The organism is Mesorhizobium huakuii (assembly GCF_014189455.1).
GTDB lineage: Bacteria > Pseudomonadota > Alphaproteobacteria > Rhizobiales > Rhizobiaceae > Mesorhizobium > Mesorhizobium huakuii_A.
Window position 1 is genome coordinate 797,487 of record NZ_CP050296.1, and the last position, 17,408, is coordinate 814,894.

At 65.1% G+C, this 17,408-nt stretch carries 11 protein-coding genes and 1 pseudogene; 5 read left to right on the forward strand and 7 right to left on the reverse strand.

Going from position 1 to position 17,408, the window contains the following annotated elements:
- A complete protein-coding gene (locus tag HB778_RS03870; RefSeq protein WP_183461619.1) occupies nucleotides 1–1,302 on the reverse strand; it encodes a hypothetical protein in 1,302 nt (433 codons plus the stop codon).
- Complete coding sequence (locus HB778_RS03875; protein ID WP_183461620.1) at nucleotides 1,299–2,468, reverse strand: glycosyltransferase; 1,170 nt, start codon at nucleotides 2,466–2,468, stop codon at nucleotides 1,299–1,301. The genes HB778_RS03870 and HB778_RS03875 overlap by 4 nt, the downstream gene beginning before the upstream one ends.
- Nucleotides 2,469–2,895: 427 nt before the next feature.
- On the opposite strand from HB778_RS03875, the gene HB778_RS03880 reads away from it, so the two are divergent.
- A complete protein-coding gene (locus HB778_RS03880; RefSeq protein ID WP_183461622.1) occupies nucleotides 2,896–4,065 on the forward strand; it encodes a DUF1972 domain-containing protein in 1,170 nt (389 codons plus the stop codon).
- A pseudogene (locus tag HB778_RS03885) lies at nucleotides 4,062–5,336 on the forward strand (glycoside hydrolase family 5 protein). Before HB778_RS03880 ends, HB778_RS03885 begins: the two are co-directional and overlap by 4 nt.
- 293 nt (nucleotides 5,337–5,629) lie before the next feature.
- Here HB778_RS03885 and HB778_RS03890 read toward each other — a convergent pair.
- Nucleotides 5,630–8,938 (reverse strand): autotransporter outer membrane beta-barrel domain-containing protein, encoded by a 3,309-nt coding sequence (locus HB778_RS03890; protein ID WP_244661959.1) that lies wholly within the window; start codon nucleotides 8,936–8,938, stop codon nucleotides 5,630–5,632.
- A 19-nt stretch (nucleotides 8,939–8,957) separates the two neighbouring features.
- On the opposite strand from HB778_RS03890, the gene HB778_RS03895 reads away from it, so the two are divergent.
- On the forward strand, nucleotides 8,958–9,269 hold the full coding sequence (locus HB778_RS03895) for a hypothetical protein (protein WP_183461626.1): 312 nt from the start codon (nucleotides 8,958–8,960) through the stop codon (nucleotides 9,267–9,269).
- A gap of 199 nt (nucleotides 9,270–9,468) precedes the next feature.
- Here HB778_RS03895 and HB778_RS03900 read toward each other — a convergent pair whose 3' ends face one another.
- From HB778_RS03900 to HB778_RS41245, 3 genes are read right to left on the reverse strand one after another with little or no spacing between them, the layout of a single operon-like run.
- A complete protein-coding gene (locus HB778_RS03900; protein WP_183461628.1) occupies nucleotides 9,469–10,785 on the reverse strand; it encodes a VpsF family polysaccharide biosynthesis protein in 1,317 nt (438 codons plus the stop codon).
- A gap of 1 nt (nucleotide 10,786) precedes the next feature.
- A complete protein-coding gene (locus HB778_RS41240) occupies nucleotides 10,787–11,920 on the reverse strand; it encodes a GNVR domain-containing protein (RefSeq protein ID WP_244661802.1) in 1,134 nt (377 codons plus the stop codon).
- A complete protein-coding gene (locus HB778_RS41245) occupies nucleotides 11,917–12,873 on the reverse strand; it encodes a GumC family protein (protein WP_244661803.1) in 957 nt (318 codons plus the stop codon). Before HB778_RS41245 ends, HB778_RS41240 begins: the two co-directional genes overlap by 4 nt.
- A 354-nt stretch (nucleotides 12,874–13,227) precedes the next feature.
- Between HB778_RS41245 and HB778_RS03910 the strand changes: the two genes are divergently transcribed.
- Nucleotides 13,228–14,727 carry a glucosamine inositolphosphorylceramide transferase family protein gene (locus HB778_RS03910; RefSeq protein WP_183461630.1) on the forward strand — a complete coding sequence of 500 codons (1,500 nt, stop codon included), beginning with the start codon at nucleotides 13,228–13,230 and terminating at the stop codon, nucleotides 14,725–14,727.
- Between the two features lie 95 nt (nucleotides 14,728–14,822).
- Complete coding sequence (locus HB778_RS03915; protein ID WP_183461631.1) at nucleotides 14,823–16,031, forward strand: FAD-dependent oxidoreductase; 1,209 nt, start codon at nucleotides 14,823–14,825, stop codon at nucleotides 16,029–16,031.
- A 522-nt stretch (nucleotides 16,032–16,553) separates the two neighbouring features.
- Here the strand turns inward: HB778_RS03915 and HB778_RS03920 are convergent.
- A complete protein-coding gene (locus HB778_RS03920) occupies nucleotides 16,554–17,408 on the reverse strand; it encodes a sugar phosphate isomerase/epimerase family protein (RefSeq protein ID WP_183461633.1) in 855 nt (284 codons plus the stop codon).

The following is a 17,408-nucleotide window of genomic DNA, read 5'->3' on the forward strand; positions in this document are numbered from 1 at the left end:
CTATCGCCTCGCCGCGGCGAACGTGACCGCCCGCCGCCAGGAACCCAAGCGGCTGTTACGCTGCTGGTCCGGGTGCTCGATATTCCACATGCGGTGATGCACGAAATACCATGATGCCGCGAGCACGAAGATCTCGGAGACCGCGGAACCCAGCAGCGCCCACGGCGGGGACGCGATTGCCAGCAGCACGGCGATCAGCGCCAGCCCGACGATCGCGCCGCCCAAGGTTATGAAGGCGACGATGCGGAAATCGCCGAGGATCTCAAGCACGATGCGGGGCATGATGTAGAGCATGATCGGGATAAAATTCGCTGTCACGAAAAGCCCGATGAACCCGACCGAGGCATCCTGGAGAGCCTGGGATTTGATCATCGGCAGGACGAACAGGATGGCGCATCCATAGGCCAGGCCGCCGAGCCCCATGACCACCGACCAGATCTTCGCCTGCGCCCAGACGCGGCGCGTTTCGCCCAGCCGCATCAGCTTGGCCAGCTCCGGCTGCGTCATGTTCACGAAAGCAAGGCTGATGATGCGCAACGGGGCGAACAGCACGATCACCGCCGCCAGCGGTGCATAGGCGGCAGGCCCGGCAATGCCCGCGACCAGCAGCGCCAGGCATTGGCCCTGGATGTTGGTGGTGGTCGCGCTGAACGCCGACCAGCACAGCTGGCGCCACAGCCTGGTATAGCGCCGGCGCGTCGGCATGCGGAAGGAGATGCGGACCGTCCGGCGCGCCAGCCGGACCAGGACGAAGATGCCGACCACATTGGCCGCGGCAAGGGCATAGAACACGGTCTGCAGCGCGGCCCCCGCGAACCAGATCGCCAGCCCGGCGAACACGGTGCCGGAGATGGTGAAAGCCGCGTCGCTGATGGAGACGATCACCTGCTGGCGGCGCGCGAAGAAGGCCGTGCGCATATGGCTGCGCAGCGACCATGCGCCGACGAAGCAGCCGGCGGCAATGCCGCTCGGGTCGCCCAGGAGATGCATCAGGACAGCCGTGCCGACGGCCATCAGCAGCGCCACGACCAGCGCCGCCGTTCCGAACGCCACGTCATGGGCATCGACGCCGGCGCTGTTGGTGCTCTTGCCCATCCATATCGAGGCGGGAACCGCGGTGAGCGATCTGATGTAGGACAGGCCGACGCCGCCCATCACCATGGCGATGGCGAAAAGGCCGTAGCCTTGCGCCGACAGCATGTGCAGCAGCGCGATGTTGAGGGCAAAGTGAAAGCCGCTCTGCATCGCCTCGCCGCCGATCATCAGCACGAGGCGTCGTACCAGATGGATCGGGAACTTCACGGCCGTGTCTCCGCCTGGCGGGTGCTTGCCGTCCTGCCCGGCCTTGCGATCGCCGCTTTCAGCTTGTCGGCGGCGATCGCCGCGATCGCGGCGGCGGCGACCGGCTCACTGAAAATCGTCTCGTAGCGCTTGCGCCCGGCGGCGACAAAACCGCGCCAGGCCTCGGGGACTAGGATGATCTCCTGCAGTTTCGCGGCAAGGGCCGCTGCATCGCCCGGCGGAACATGCCAGCCGGTCTCGCCATCGGCGACCACCTCGACCAGACCGCCGATCGCCGACACCAGCGGCGGCCGGCCATAGGCCATCGCCTCGATGGCGACGCGGCCGAGCGATTCCGGACGCCGCGACGGCACGGTGACGATGTCGGCCCAGCGGTAATGCTCAGAAGGGTCCGGGATGAAGGGCAAGGCGCTGACCTGTCCGGCCAGCCCCATGGTCTCGACCAGTTCGGCGAGAGCGCGCTCGCGCTCGACGCTTTCGAAGGCGCCGCCGACCAGCCGCACCTCGATCCTCGACCTGAGTTCCGCCGGCAGCGAGGCGATCGCCTGCAAAAGCACTTCCTGGCCCTTGATCCGGTTGATGCGGCCAAGCAGCAGCACCCGCAGCGGGCGTTGGCCAGCATAGGTCATCGCTTGCGCCGCCGCCGGACCGGCAACGCCATTGTAGACAACGTAGGAGCGCGCGGATCTGGCCTCGCCGAAGGTGGCGCGCGTCGCTTTCGAGTTGAAGATGAGGTCGGCATGGCTCCAGTGCATCAGGCCGACGAGGATGCGGCGCAGCACGCCTTCGGGAATTTCGTGGATGTGCAGCAGTGCCTTGCTGGGCAACAGGCGCGACGCAAACGCATAGTCGGCGACGATCGAGGTGTTGACATAGACGAGGTCGCAAGCGCTGAGCCGCCGCCAGGCCCGCCACAGCGCCACCGGCAGCCGCGCCATCTCGACGGTCGCCAGCCTCAGCATTGCCTGGCGCCTCAGCACCCACAGCGGCTCGAAAACGATGCGGCTGGCATGAGGCTCCAGGATTTCGACGATCGGTCCGCTGCGCGGCAAGACCACCTCGATGTCGGCGGATGGAAACGCGGCGCGCAACGCTGCCACGCTCTCCGCGAAGCTGCGGTCGGAACCGTAGAGTTCGTACCCCTGATGGATGCAAGCAATCCGCATCTTCACATGCATCTTTCTGTCAGGGTGGTGAGACGATTCCGCAGCCTGACGCTATCGGCGGCCGGAAACTTCAAGCCAACACCCCTTTGGACTTCCCTCGTTGCCAGTGTGGTCATGAAACGGATGTTGAACCCGGATCACCACACCAATGCTGCACGCCCTCCGCCGATTCTGGCGCGCAGAAGTCCATTTGCAAGGATTATGCCGAGCTAATATATCCATTTGCGGGTCAACAAGCCCCGGCATCGCCTCGTTTCGATACACATACGTTGGGAAGGTTGACCGATAATGAAACAACCACGGCGGTTGGAACAAATATTTTACAACCCGGGTGCGACAATGGCTGGAATCGCGCCTGGCAGGGATATTGCAAGGCTGCGGTTTTAAGATGAGACAGTCAGCGGATCGAGCGGACCTGAAAGCAGCCATGAAATCGGAACAGCCTTCCATCCTGATCCTGGGGACGCGCGGCATCCCCGCCGCCCATGGCGGCTTCGAGACCTTCGCCGAGAAGCTGGCGCTGTTTCTGGCCGGGCGCGGCTGGAAGGTCGGCGTCTACTGCCAGGAGGAGGTCGAGCGGGTCGACCAGAGGGTGCGCGTCGACACATGGCGCGGCATCGACCTCATTCACGTCCAGGTCGCCTCGAAAGGCCCGCGCGCGACGCTGGAATTCGACTGGCAATGCGTGCTCGACGCCGCCCGGCGGCCCGGCGTTTGCCTTGTGCTCGGCTACAATGGCGCGGTCTTCCTGACCTGGCTCAGGCTGATGCGGCGCAAGGTCATCACCAATATGGACGGCATCGAGTGGCGCCGCCCCAAATGGGGGCGCGCGGCGCGCACATGGTTCTGGCTCAACGAGTGGATCGGCGCCTGGGCCTCGCACCGCCTGGTCGCCGACCATCCAGTGATTGCCGATCACCTGGCGACGCGCCGGCCGCGCAGCGCCATCGCCACCATCGCCTATGGCGCCGACCCGGTGACAGCGGCGCCCGAGGCGCCGGTGCGCGCGCTCGGCCTCGAGCCTGGAAAATACCTGATCTCGATCGCGCGGATCGAGCCCGACAACAACATCCTGCCGATCGTCGAAGCTTTCTGCAGCCAGAAGCGCGACATGAAACTGGTGGTGCTGGGCACGCTGTCCGACCAGATTCCCTATCACGTCGCGGTCCGCAAGGCGGCGAACGCCTCGGTGGTGCTGCCCGGCGCTATCTATGACCAGGCGGCGGTCAAGGCGCTCCGCTATCACGCCCGCGCCTATATGCATGGCCACACGGTCGGCGGCACCAACCCGTCGCTGGTCGAGGCGCTGGCCGCCGGCAACATGGTGATCGCGCATGACAATCCCTACAACAGATGGGTCGCGGGTGCGGCCGCCATCCATTTCACCGACACGCAAAGCTGCGCCGAGCGGATGCAGCAGGCGATGGAGGATGACGCGCTGGTCAAGGCCTGCGGCGAGGCCGCCAGGACACGCGCCCGCGAAGCCTTCCGCTGGGACGATGTCCTCTTGGCCTATGAGAACGAAGCCTACCGGCTTCTCGGCGTGAGCGCCCCAAGAACGGCCGCGATCGAACGCCCCTCGCCCGGCGCGGTATGACGGACTGGTCGCGACGGCGGGTTCTCGGCACCGCGCTGTCAACGGCGCTGGTGCCTGCCGCCGCTGCTCTGGCGCCGCTTTCCGTGCCATCCGCTCATGCCGCCGTCGGCGCATGGCCATTCCGCCGCGGTGTCAACGCCTGGCCCTGGTTTGCGCTGACGCGCGAATTTCCGGCACCGCGCACCGACTATGACTGGCCGCCCTTCCAGTCGCAGCGGCCGGTGCCAACCCCAGACGACCTCCGCCGGCTGCGCCAGACAGGGCTCGACTTCATCCGCCTGCCCGTCGATCCCGGCCCATTCCTGGCCGGAGACGCCACTACCCGCGGCAAGTTGCTGGACATGCTGGACGCCGCCGTCGCCGCCACGCTCGACGCTGGTCTCGGCATCATCGTCAACGTCCAGGCCAATGGCGCCACCCACTACTGGAACCCCGATCGCATGGTCTCCAGCACCGAAGCACCCGAATTCGCGGCCTATCGCGGGCTGGTCGGCGAGCTTGCCGGCAGGCTGGACCGGTTCACGCCAGGCATGGTGGCGCTGGAACCGGTCAACGAACCGGCGCAATCCTGCGATTCCAACGTCTGGTCGCAAGTCCAGGCGTCCCTGCTGACGGCGGCCAGGGCGTCATCCCGGACCTTGCCGCTGGTCGTCACCGGCGGCTGCGGCTCGATGGTGAGGGGGCTCTTGGCACTCGATCCGGCGCCGCTGGCTGCCTTCGAGCCGATCCTGTTCACCTTCCACTTCTATGAGCCCTATCTGTTCAGCCATCAGGGCGCGCCGTGGATGCGCGAGCCGGTCTATCACGCGCTGAACAACGTGCCATGGCCGGCCTCCGCCGGTTCGCTTGAGCAGACGCTGACCTCCGTCAAGGCACGCATGGCCGGGGATACCGAGACCTCCGAAGCCGACAAGAAGGCCGCCTATGCGGAAACCGAGCGCGTGCTGAAAGTCTATTTCGACGCTAAGCCCGACCGCTGGTTCATCGACAAATATCTCAGCCAGGCGCGCGACTGGGCCGACAGAAACGGCATCGCGCCGCAGCGCGTCATCATGGGCGAATTCGGCGCCCTGCGCACCGACGCCCACTATGTCGCCGCGCCAAACCCCGACCGCGCCCGCTACATATCAGATGTCAGGCAGAGCGCCGAGGCGGCCGGCTTCCCCCTGGGCCTTCTGGGACCTCTTCGACGGCATGGGCATGATGGACGGCACCAGCGCGCGCTGGACCCGGCGATGGTAGAGGCGCTTGGGTTGAGGATGCCGCAGTAGGCACCGCTCCATACAGGCTATCGTCGAGTTCCTTCGCGCCCCCCTCTGTCCTGCCGGACATCTCCCCCACAAGGGGGGAGATCGAACACGCGCCGGCTTTCGCCAATCGCCTATGCTGCAAGGGAGAGCCGGCGCCGAAACTGCCAATCTCCCCCAAGTGGGGGAGATGCCCGGCAGGGCAGAGGGGGCGCCGTAGAGCGCTACCTGCTGAAGCCTGGTAACTCCAGTCTCCCCGGTCCGGTCCGAATGGACAACCTCCCGAAAGCTCACACTTTAGAGCAGCCCGCCGCCCCTCAAAACACCATCTTCACCCCGACATTGGTGTCGATGCTGGCATTGTTGTTCAAGGCCGTGCCGTTGATGGCGCCGTAGAGCGAGACGGTGTCGGTCATCTTCCAGTTGCCACCAAGACCAAAGCTGATGCCGAAGAGGTTGCTGTCGCCTTCCGCCACTGTCGAGGCGATGCCGAGAAGGCTGACATCCGTGCCCGAGCCCTGGACGCGCTGCAGGGCGACGACACCGAGGGTGGTGGAGAGGCTCCAGCGCTCATTGTCGAATTCAAGCTTGGCCAGCGCCCGCTCCTCCAGGAAGCCGGTATAGTGCGAGGACACCGTCATGTCGGCGCTGGAGCCGGTTTCGCCGTAGCCCTCGGCGTCGACGCCGAGATAGCGGACGCGCAGTTGCGGCGTCAGGCTGACGCCGGGCTGCAGGGCGACCCGATAGCCAAGGGCGAGTTCAGGCGAGACGAAAGTCGAGCCATAGTCGCCGCTGGCCGTTTCCGTGGCGAGGCCGTTGGTGACCATGCGCTCGGAACGGTTCTTGGCATAGCCGCCAGTAACATTCCCCTCGACAAAGGCGGCACCGGGCGACCAGCTGCCATAGAGCCCTGCATAGTACCATTTGGACTTGAGCGAGGAATTGCCGTCGGTCCGGCTGTCCGCGAGACCGAAGAAGCCGCCGAGGCGCAGCGTGTCCGAGAAGCGATGATCGCCGCCGAAGGCAGCGCCGACGAAATTCATCCAGGAGGCTGCGCTGGCCGCGTCCTGCGAAGCGACGCTCCGCCCGGCCAGGACGCGCGACCAGACGATGTTGCCGGCGGCGTCGCCGACGGCGCCGTTCGAGAAGCCCGAGAACGCGTTTTCCTGGCCTGAGCCGGTCAGCGCCGCGGAGGTAAATGCCCTGTCGACGGCATTGTCGTCGGCATAGGCGAGCGCACCGCCGGAGGAACTGGCAACCGGCAGGGAGGAGGACGACAGCGACAGGGCGTCGCTGGCGATGCCCGAGAGCGAGCGGGTGATGTCGAGCGCGCTGCGCGCGCTGGCCTGCACCGCGGAACCATCGGCGACGATGATCTGGTTTTCCTTCACGACATAGGCGCTGCCGGCGGTGACGATCGCGTTGTCCGCGGCATCGTAGTTGGCGACGTCGAGGACCCAGCTGCCACGGCCGAAGCGGGTGGTGTTGCCGGTGGTGCCGGCATAGTCGATGACACCATCGAAGCGAGCGCCCTTGTCCAGGCCGATGCTATTGCCGTTGCTGTTCAACAGGACCGCCGCGTTGGCACCGGAGATCAGGCCGCTATTGGTCAGCGCGAGCATGCCATTGGCGTAGATTCCGGAATCGGAACCGGCGATGGTCCCCGAATTGTCGATCGTCGTCGTGGCAGCCAGCGAATAGACGCCGTGCAAGCCGGTGATCGTGCCGCTGTTGGTCAATGCCAGGGACCCATTGGCGGCCGCGGAATTAGCAGAGATGGCATCGTCATTCGTGCCGGTAATGCTCCCCGAATTGCTGATCGTCGTGGTTGCGAATCGCGAATAGACGCCGGAGTCGTTGGTGATCGTGCCGCTGTTGGTCAACGCCAGAGACGCATTGGCGGGTGCGTAGGCGGCAAAGACGCCAAAGCCACCCGTACCGGCGATCGTCCCCGAATTGTCGATCGTCGTGGTGACCTGCGAAAAGACGCCGGACGGGCCAGTGATCGTGCCGCTGTTGGTCAGCGCCAGGGACGCGTTGGCGACCAAGTTGTAAGTTTCGATGCCATAGGTCGCGCCGGCGATCGTGCCGGAATTGGCGATCGTTGTCGTTGCCAGCGAGACGACGCCGATGTCGCCGGTGATCGAGCCGCTGTTGGTCAATACCAGGGACGCGTCGGCGGCAGCGTCTTCCGCATACACGCCATACGCCTGGCCGAACGTGCCGGATATGGTCCCGGAATTGTCGATCGTCGTCGTGGCGAGCCGCGAATGGACACCGTACGCGCCGGTGATCGTGCCGCTGTTGGTCACCGTCAGAGATGCGTCGGCGGCCGCGTTTTCGGCATAAACGCCGGCATCGTAGACGCCGGTGATCGTGCCCGAATTGCCGATCGTCGTTTTGTCGACCAGCGAATCGACACCGTACTCGCCGGTGATCGTGCCGCTCTTGCCGTTGGTCAACGCCAGGGACGCGTTGGCGGCCGGGCTGTCCGCGTAGACGCCAGCGCCCCCCGTGCTGGTGATGCTTCCCGAATTGTCGATCGTCGTCGTGACGACCTGCGAGGAAACGCCGAATGTTGCGGTGATCGTGCCGCTGTTGGTCAACGCCAGGGACGTGTTGGCGTCGGTGCCGTCGGCGACGATGCCCGTGCCATAGACGCCTGAGTTGTAGATGTTGCCCGAATTGGTGATCTTCGTGGTGACGCCGTGGGCCGCGACACCATTCCAATTGCCCGAGTTGCCGATGGCGGAGATCCAGCCCGAATTGTCGAGTGTCAGGTCGCCGCCGGTCCAAATAGCCGCCGAAGCGCCCGAAATCGTGCCGGAATTGACAATAGTCGCACCGACAGTGGTGAAACCGTTGAAGACCGTATAGACTCCGATGTCGCCGCCGATCGTGCCGGTATTGGTCAGGCTGAAAGAGCCGACCGGCGTGTTTTTTATGTAGACTTCGGCGTGGATCCCATAGCCGCTGTCGGTCCAGATGCGCCCCGAATTCGTGATCACGGTGGTTCCGCCCCAGGCCCTGACAGCCGTGCTGTTGGTCGATGGGTCGGTGTCCGTGACGATGTCGCCCGAATTGTCCAGGGTCAGGTCGCCGATGGCCCTGAGGGCGAAGTAGCCGCCCGAGATCGTGCCGGAATTGGTCGCCTTCACCGTGTAGCCGTCGATGCCGAATGCCTGCCCCGCCATGATCCCTGTGTTCGTCAGGTCAAGGTAGTGGTCCCCATCGAGGGCGTACGCGCCTTCGATCCTGCCATCGTTGACGATCGTAGTGATGCCGCCAGAGCCCACGTTTATGGCTCCGCTCGATCCAAAGATGGTGGCGCCCAAGCGATTGGTCAGGGTCAGCGTTCCCTGCAACCGTATTGCCGAGGAGCCGTTGATCGAGCCGGCATTGTCGATCGTGGTGGTGTCGGTGCTCGCCGTATCCCGAACGCCGCCGATCATGCCCGTATTGGTGTTGGTCAGGTCGACAACGCCGCTCGTGCTGACCAGGCAGATCGCCGTCGCATTGGTGTAGGTCTGGTTGCTGAGGGACAGCTGGGGGCAACTGGCTCGCGCCACCGCGGGCGCGGCGAGGAGCGCGAGGATCGATGCGGAGGCGAGGAGAAACGGCTTCATCTTCACTGGGCGGGTCTCGATGGCTGGAACCAAATTGCCCCACCCTTGCCATGAATCCTTTGCGCAATCTTCTCATTCCAGAGAGCCGCGTCCGACTTTTTCTGGGAGGACTTTTGCGACTAAGTGCCTGGTATCCATGTCGCGAAGATCAGATGAGGCAACGGTCCAAACCTGGCGTGTTGCGCTTGACAATGGCCGCTGGGAGAAGCGCTGGCGCGGCGGATTTCCCCTGGCGTTCTGGGACCTCTTTGACGGCATCATGGACGACACCACGCACGCGCTGGACCCGGAGATGGTCGAGGCGCTTGGGTTGAGGATGCCCGCAGAATAGGCACCGTTCCTTGTAGGCAGCCGTCGCGTTCCTTGGCGCCCCCTCTGTCCTGCCGGACATCTCCCCACCAGGGGGAGATTGGCAGCTTTGGCGCCAGCTCGTTCCTTGCAACGTAGGCGATTGGCGAAGGCCGGCATGTATCCGATCTCCCCCTCGTGGGGGAGATGTCCGGCAGGACAGAGGGGGGCGCCGTAGAGCGCTAGCTTCGCCCGGCTTGCACCCTCTGCCCCACACCTCTTGCCGGCCTATAAAGCACCAGCGCGATCACCACGAATTTGGTCATCAGCGTCGTCTTCGAGGCAAGGCTCTCGGAGGTGTTGAGCAGGATCAGCCAGCCCAGCATCGTCAGCCAGATGCCGGAATGGCAGCGGCGCGCCACTTCGTGCATGAACAGGGCGAAGCCGACAAACAACAGCAAGGTGAAGAAGGCGCCCTGGTAGAGGACCAGGCGGATGATCGGGTTCTCGATGCCCTGCTCGAGACCACTGATGCGGCGCAGGCTTTCGATAAGGTCGATGTCCGGCCCGACGATCAGGTCGCGCAGTTCCACATGGTTGAACAGCTCGAACATCTCGACGCGGGCATTGGCGCTGCCACTGTCCGACACGAAGCGCTCCAGCAGCGCGTCGAAGAAACCGAATGACGCCGCGACCGCGATGACCACCGGCACCAGCGCGGCAAGGATGAGGCCGAGGGCCGCGCCAAGCAGGTTGACACGCCCCGTGCGCAGGCTACGCAGGCCCTGGATAAGCAAGTAGCAACCGCCGAGCACGATCGTCGTCACCATCGCGGACCGGCCGCCAAACGCGACCAGCGCCGCGAATTGCAGGCCGATCAGCCCGAGCCGCACTGGCATGGACAGCGATCGCGAACCGGAGAGCAGCGCCAGCACATAGACCGAGGTGACCGTGGCATTGGACAGCGGATGGCCCTGAAGCGCCGTCGAGCGCAGGTCGGCCATGAACACCTCGCCGTCGAGGCGATAGGGAAAGATCAGCGTCTTGCTGGCGAACTCGAACAAAGCGAGCAAAGCGTTCACGGTCATGATCGCATGCACGACTGTCTGCATCCGAGCGAATGTCTTCTCGTCGTCCTCGCCCAGCATCATCACCAGCAGCGCCGGCGCCACGAAGGTGTCGATCATGCCGGCCATGCCGGGACGCTGCCTGGCGATGACGACGAACAGCAGCACGATCGAGATGACCGCCATCAGTGTGCTGGCCGGCCGCCGGTCGGCGACGGCAACCATATAGCCGATCGGATTGCCGAAGGTGCAGGCGCGCCAGGCAAACACCAGCACGAGCAGGTAGGTCGACGGATGGATCTTGGTCGCCGGATTGCCGGTCAGGCCGTCGTAATTGTAGCCCACCAGCCACAGCATGCCGCCGGAGATGCTGAACAGCAACGCCACCGTTGCGACCAGGCCAAAGCTGGTCAGCCAGTCGACGGAGCTGCCGGCGACTTGACCCGAACCGGCCCAGCCGGCTGCCGGGTTGGTGGCCCGGATCGCAGCCATGTCAGGCCGCCTCGTCGACCAGCAAGGCGCCGGTCGGCAACCGCCCCATGACGGAAATGGCCTGCGAGGCCGCCGTGACGTCGGCCATCGGCGTCGAGTTGAGCGTCGCGACCATGACGATCTCGTCGACCATGGCGACCAGCGGCGAGGCGTTGAGATTGTCGGCCAGCGCGCCGCCGTCGACGACGACGAGGTCGAAGTTGCGGCCCGCCTGGGCCAGCATATGCTGCGTGAAATAGACGCCCTGCGCCTCGGAGAAGACGGCCGTCTGCCGGCCCCTGCCCAGAACCGCGACATTGCTGCCGGCCGTGTAGTGGCTCAGCGCCTCGAAGGCGTATTCGCCGCGCAGCACGTCGAGGAGACCGGGCTGCGGCTCCTTCTTGCCGCTGCCGGCATTGGTGTCGATGAACAGGACGCGGCTGCCCCTGGCTGCCGCGGCATTGGCGAGCAGGCGTGCCACCCGGCCCCGATGCGCGGCGTCTTCCGGCGGCGACGTCAGCAGGACGGACGGCACCAGCGGCCAGTTCGGCGGACGCCGGCTGGAAGCAAACAGGCGCCGCAGCGCCAGGCCCGCGACCGCATCCGTCTTCTGCCCCGCCGCGGCGGTGGCGCCGCCGAAAGGCCACCAACGGCGGCCACCGCCCGACCTTGCCGGCAGCACGCCAAACACCGGCGCGTCGATGGCCGATTGCATCTGCGCGCTGGAAAGCACGGTCGGCGAGGAATATTCCGCGATCAGCGCCAGCGCGGTGCCCAGCCCCAGCCCGCCGAAGAGGGCGCCGAACAGCAGCAGCGGCAAAGGCGGCCAGCTCTTCTTCAAGGCGGGCATGGCCTCGGAGATGATGCGCGCATTGGTGCTGTCGACATTGATCTGCTCGCGCGTTTCCTGCGCCCGCTGCAGATAGGTGGCATAGACGGAGCGCACGGCTTCGAGATCGCGCTGCAATTCGCGCAGCTTGACCGAGGCCTGGTCGGTGTCGAGCGACTTGCTCTTCATGCCGGCGACCTTGGCTTCCAGCGCCTGCTGGTTGGCCAGCGCCCGCTCGTAATCGGTCTCGGCGGCGGCGCCGATGCGGCCGAGTTCGCGCGCGATGAGCGCGCGCGTGTCGCGCAGCTGCTGCTGGGCGGCGATCATCGAGGGTGGCGCGGCCCGAGTTCCGTGCCGAGCTGCGAAACCTGGTCGACGAGCGTCGCCTCCTGCGCCCTAAGGCTCGAAATCACCGACGAGCGCATCGCTTCCGAGGTCGCATCAGGCGCGCCGCCGGACCGGCGCAGCTGGTCGACCTGCGCCTTCAGCGCCGCGGTGCGGCTTTGCGCGGCCGAGAGCTGCGTGTTGATCTCGGTCAGTTCCTGGTCGCTGACCAGGTTGCCCGCCGCCATCACCATGTTGTTGGCGGATTTGTAGGCCTCGACGGCATTCTCGGCTTTCTGCACGCGCTTGCGCTGTTCGTCCAGCCGCGCTGTGATGGAATCGGAAGCATCCGTCGCCATCTTCGCGCGCGCGCTCGCGTGGTCGGCCAGATAGGCTTGCGCGATGGCATTGGCGAGCTTCGCCGCCTTGTCGGCGCTCTTGGCGGTGACGATCACGTCGAGGACCAGAACCTTGTCGGCCCGCTTCACCGCCAGCACCCGGCGCAGCGCATCGAGTGTCTTGCCCGTCCTGTCGGTTTCGGCCGACCCCGAGCCCAGCACGCCGCCGAGCAAACGGCTCAGCAACCCGCCCTGCCCGTTGAATTCCGGATCCTCGGTCAGCTTGGTTGCCTCGATGGCCTTGAGCAGCACGCCCGTCGACTGGACGACGCTGACCTGGCTTTCCACCATGGTAATGCCGCCGTCGGGCGGAACGCGGCTCGGATTGACGTCGTTGGTGACCACCTGCAGGTCTTGCGGATCGATGATGATTTCCGCCACCGAGCTGTACAGCGCCGGCGTGAGCAAGCCATAGGCCAGCGTCACAAGGGTCAGCAGCGCGGCGGTGGCGATGATCAGGAAACGACGGCGCACCAATATGCGCTTCAGGTCACCCAGCTCGACGGTCGAGGATGCATAGGACGCCGTCGGCACGGGCTCCGGGGCAGCATATTGCATCGCCTCCGGAGCATGTTGTTGCGGCAACGAGAGCAGGGATGATTGCAAAGGTCGCTCCGACAACACTCCATGTGCCCCAAAAGATTAAATTGCGGCCTCAGCCTAGCTATTCCTTCAACTGTTAAAACACTGTTAATTATGTTGGGAGCTCGTCTGATTTTCGGCTGGCAGTTTACGCATTTTTGGCACGGAGTTTGCGTAATATTAGGCTCAGGCGCTGATACGGGCGCGAGCGAGCAGGAGACGAATGGAGATGGGGCAGCACTTAAGTCCAGCCCTGCCGTGCCGCCATCTCCCCTGCCCTGATATCGAACACCGGCCAGATACCGAACATCAAAACGCCAGGGGTGCGACATGCAAGTGAGCCTGCGCCTGGACAGCGAGTGCGTCCGTGCTTTTCACCTGCTGTTGCTGCAGCGGCTGGCGGCACTGGCGCAGGTCGAGATGTCCGTCGACGCCAGGCCTGCCGGGGGCGGCATTCCAGGCGGCGTCGCGGCATTGTTCCAGCTTGAGACGGTCCTCCATGGCCTGCCGGCGGACGGGCTGGCCAAGCGCCTGCCGCTGTCGGCGCTCGCTTCCTATCGCACCCAGCCACCCACCTCCCCTGACCTGGTGATCGACCTCTGCGGCGATGTGAGCTCGGAAGGAACGCGCGTCTGGCGCGTCACCTATGACGGCGCCGCCGGCGAAGCGGCTCTGCTGGCGCTGATCCTCGACGGCCGCACGCCGATTGCCCGCATCGAGGAGAACGGCGCCACCGTCGCCGAAGGACGCCTGGGCACCGAATATGGCGGCATCGCGCTCGCCGCCTTCCAGGACATGCTGGCGCGCACCGCAAGCCTGATCCTTGCGGCGATGACCGGCGCGGCGCGGACCATGCCGGTGCTGCCTGAGCCGGCGCAGGCCGGTGCCTCGCCGCAGATACCCTCGCCCACCAAGCTCGGCATCAGGGCGGGCAAGGCGCTGGCGCGGCGCGTCGTCCAGAAGATCTACCACCTCTGCTACAACGCCCCACACTGGAAGGTCGGCTGGCGCCAGACCAATGGCCGCGACCTGTTCGACCTGCGCGCGCATCCGGCATCGGGCTGGCAAGAGCTGCCCGACGACGGCAGCCGCTTCTACGCCGATCCGTTCCCGATCCTCTATCAGGGACAAGTGACGCTGTTCGTCGAGGACTATATCCACCGTCTGGGCCGGGCCATCATCTCCGCCGTGCCCTTCGGCCCATCGGGGCCGATCGGACGCCCTGAGCCGGTGCTCGACCTGCCCTACCACCTCTCCTACCCCTTCGTCTTCGAGCGCGACGGTGAGGTCTGGATGGTGCCGGAAAGCTGCGCCAACCGCACGGTCGACCTCTACCGCGCCACCGCCTTCCCCGGCGGATGGGTCAAGGAAGCGACGCTCTTGTCCGACATCGTCGCCAGCGACGCCACCTTGGTCGAGCATGGCGAACGCTGGTGGCTGTTCGCCACCGTCCGCGACGGCGGCGGCGCCTTCTCCGACGCGCTGCATCTGTGGTCGGCGCCGGATTTTCGCGGGCCGTGGACGCCGCATCCCAAAAATCCCGTGCTGGTCGACATCGCCTCGGCGCGGCCGGCCGGCCGCATGGTCGAACGCAACGGCCAATTGCTGCGTCCGGTGCAGGATTGCCGCAGGAGTTATGGCGCCGCCCTTGGCATCGCACGCGTCGCTCACCTTGATTTGAACGGCATGGAGCAGGTCGTCGAGACCATCTTAACTCCTGGCGCGCTATGGAATGGGCGCAAGCTGCACACGCTCAACGAGGCGGGCGGCCTGGAATTCATCGACGGCTCGGCGATCGCGCCGCGCTGGAAACAGCAGGTCCGCCGTTAAGGTAAACAAGTGTTACTACCGGGCACGCGCGTGGGTTGCTTGAGGTTGATAAAAGGCTGGAAGATATTTTCCACCACAGATTGTGGAGATGGAAGATGACTAGCAGAAAGGGCAGTGACATGACCCCCGCTGAGGCTGCCCCGACCGAAGTCGACGTGGCGATCATTGGCGCCGGAATGGCTGGCACCACCCTGGCAACGGTGTTGGGAAACGCCGGCCGCAAGGTGGCGCTGATCGACCCGCACCGCGTCCATCACGACGAGTTCCGGGCCGAGAAGATCGGCGCGAACCAGATGCGACTGTTCGAGAAGCTCGGTCTCGACAAGATGGTCATGCCTCTCGTCACCCCGTTTACCGACATCGATGTCTTCCGCCTCGGTCAATTCTTCGCACGTGAAAAGAAGTGGGAATACGCATTTTCCTACGGCGCGCTGATCAATGGCCTGCGCGATGCCTTGCCGTCGCAGGTACCGCTAACGGTCGGCAAGGTAACCGAGGTCTCGACCGGACCGGACCGGCAGCGGCTCGTGCTGGCCGACGGCACCGTCATCAATGCCCGCCTGCTGGTGGTGGCCACCGGCTACAGCGAATTGGTTCGGCGCGCCATCGGTGTCGAGCGCATCGAACTGTCGAAGGCGCATTCGCTGTCGATGGGATTCGACCTCGCCATTGCGCCGCGTGATTGCGCCTATCGGGCCGTCACCTGCTACGGCAAGCGGGCTTCGGACCGCATCGCCTATCTCACCGTCTTTCCGATCGGCGACAGGATGCGGGCGAACATGTTCGTCTATCGCACCGTCGCCGAACAGTGGACGCGGGATTTCCGCGCCGATCCGCAAAAGATGCTTTGCGAACTGATGCCGGAAATAGCGGCGCAGTGCGGCAATTTCGAAGTGGCGAGTCCCGTCGAGGTCAGGCAGGTCAATCTGACCACGACGCAAGGCCATCGTCGCGACGGGGTCGTCTTCATTGGCGATGCATTCGTGACGACTTGCCCGACGCCGGGCGTCGGCATCGGGCGGGTCATGATCGATGTCGATCAGCTGCATTCGGTTCACATTCCGCGCTGGCTGGAAACGCCAGGCATGGCGGCGGACAAGATCGGCGCTTTCTACGACGACCCGGTCAAGGTGGCTTCGGATGAGGAAGGTATGCGTGTGAGCGTCTACGCCAAGCAGATCACCACCGAAACCGGGCTGGAATGGCGCGTGCGGCGCCTGCGCAACAACACGGCGCGGCAGCTGATGATCATCGGCCGCAAGGTGCGCCATTTGGGACCGCGGCGGGAGCCCGGAATGGCGTGAGGGTCCTCCCACTCTCTTCCCGCCATCGAAGGCAGAGGCATCCTCCCTTCTCCTCCCCCGAGGAGAAGGGAAGCGCCTACCTTGTCTCGGGACGCCGGCCTCGCAGGATTTAGGTTCCTCGCTCCATGGAATGGGCTACGTCATGCACACATTTCCAAGCGGCTGGTCTTTGGCGATGGCGTGCATGGCAGCTTGGCGCATGCATTGTCTTATGCCGCGCTGGTCGACCCCCACTCCGTCTCGGCTTCGCCGAGCCACCTGCCGGGGCGAGCCACGGGTCTCGCCCGTCCTTCGGACCCCCGATCGACGGGGGAGAGGAAGGGCGCCAAGCTCTTTGCCGTCAACGCTCGTCCAGCAAAGCTCCCTTCCTTTCCCTCCGGAGGGGGAAGGTGGCGCTGCGAAGCAGCGACGGATTGGGGGAACCACGTGGCAATCAAGCCTCGGGCAGATCAGTCACGCCAGTCACACAAGATGTATGCATAGCGGAGATGAAATGGAGGAGAGGTGGCTCGGCCTTCCCCCTCACCCCAACTGCAGCCCAGCCTTCCTCGCCGCCTCGCGCAGGAACGGCAGGCCTACGCCGATCACATCATCCGGATTCTCCGCCACCGGTCGCCACACGGCGAGGCCGCCGGCGATGTCGACGTCGACATGGTTCATGCTCTCCAGCGTGATGGCGCCGGTGTAGCCGATATCGGCAATGGCTTTCATGCAGGCCGCCCAGTTGAGCATGCCGCGTCCCGGCACACCGCGATTGGCTTCCGAGACATGGACATAGCCGAGATGGGGCGCCGCCGCCTTGAAACCGGCCTCGAAACTCTCCTCCTCGATATGCATGTGGTAGGTGTCGAGATGGATGAAGATGTTGTCGGCGCCGACGCGCTCGATGATGCGCGTGGCGTCGATGCCGCGGTTGATCAGATGCGTCTCGTAGCGGTTGCAGGGCTCGATGCCGAGCTTCAGCCCATGTGCCTTGGCGGCCTTGGCCGCGCGCACCAGGAAGCGGCACATGCCGTCTATTTCCTCAGCGGTCGGCGCGCGTCCGGACGTCTTGCCGATCGTGCCATAGGTGACGCCGCCCAGCGCCCTGCTGCCCACCGCTTCGCAGACGCCAAAGGCCGGTTCGAGAAAGGCCAGCGCCTCGTCCGGCCGTACTGCCACGTCAAGTGAAGCCGGAAGGCCAAGCGACGGAATAAGCTCGACATTCCAGCGCTCGGCGAAAGCGCGCGTGCGCCTGGTGTCGATCTCTTCCGGACGCAGCAGCGGGATTTCGAGCAGGCCGATGCCAAGCCCCTTCAGCCGCTCCATCTGCGGCTCGATCAGGTCCAAATCCCAGACCGGAGCGATGGCGAAAGTGTGCAGTCCAAAGGTGTTCAT

Excerpts from the sequence above, each read along its gene's own strand:
- HB778_RS03875 (WP_183461620.1), bottom strand. The coding sequence starts at position 2,468 with ATGCGGATTGCTTGCATCCATCAGGGGTACGAACTCTACGGTTCCGAC.
- HB778_RS03880 (WP_183461622.1), top strand. The coding sequence starts at position 2,896 with ATGAAATCGGAACAGCCTTCCATCCTGATCCTGGGGACGCGCGGCATC.
- HB778_RS03890 (WP_244661959.1), bottom strand. The coding sequence starts at position 8,938 with ATGAAGCCGTTTCTCCTCGCCTCCGCATCGATCCTCGCGCTCCTCGCC.
- HB778_RS03895 (WP_183461626.1), top strand. The coding sequence starts at position 8,958 with ATGGCTGGAACCAAATTGCCCCACCCTTGCCATGAATCCTTTGCGCAA.
- HB778_RS03900 (WP_183461628.1), bottom strand. The coding sequence starts at position 10,785 with ATGGCTGCGATCCGGGCCACCAACCCGGCAGCCGGCTGGGCCGGTTCG.
- HB778_RS41240 (WP_244661802.1), bottom strand. The coding sequence starts at position 11,920 with ATGATCGCCGCCCAGCAGCAGCTGCGCGACACGCGCGCGCTCATCGCG.
- HB778_RS41245 (WP_244661803.1), bottom strand. The coding sequence starts at position 12,873 with ATGCAATATGCTGCCCCGGAGCCCGTGCCGACGGCGTCCTATGCATCC.
- HB778_RS03910 (WP_183461630.1), top strand. The coding sequence starts at position 13,228 with ATGCAAGTGAGCCTGCGCCTGGACAGCGAGTGCGTCCGTGCTTTTCAC.
- HB778_RS03915 (WP_183461631.1), top strand. The coding sequence starts at position 14,823 with ATGACTAGCAGAAAGGGCAGTGACATGACCCCCGCTGAGGCTGCCCCG.
- HB778_RS03920 (WP_183461633.1), bottom strand. The coding sequence starts at position 17,408 with ATGAACACCTTTGGACTGCACACTTTCGCCATCGCTCCGGTCTGGGAT.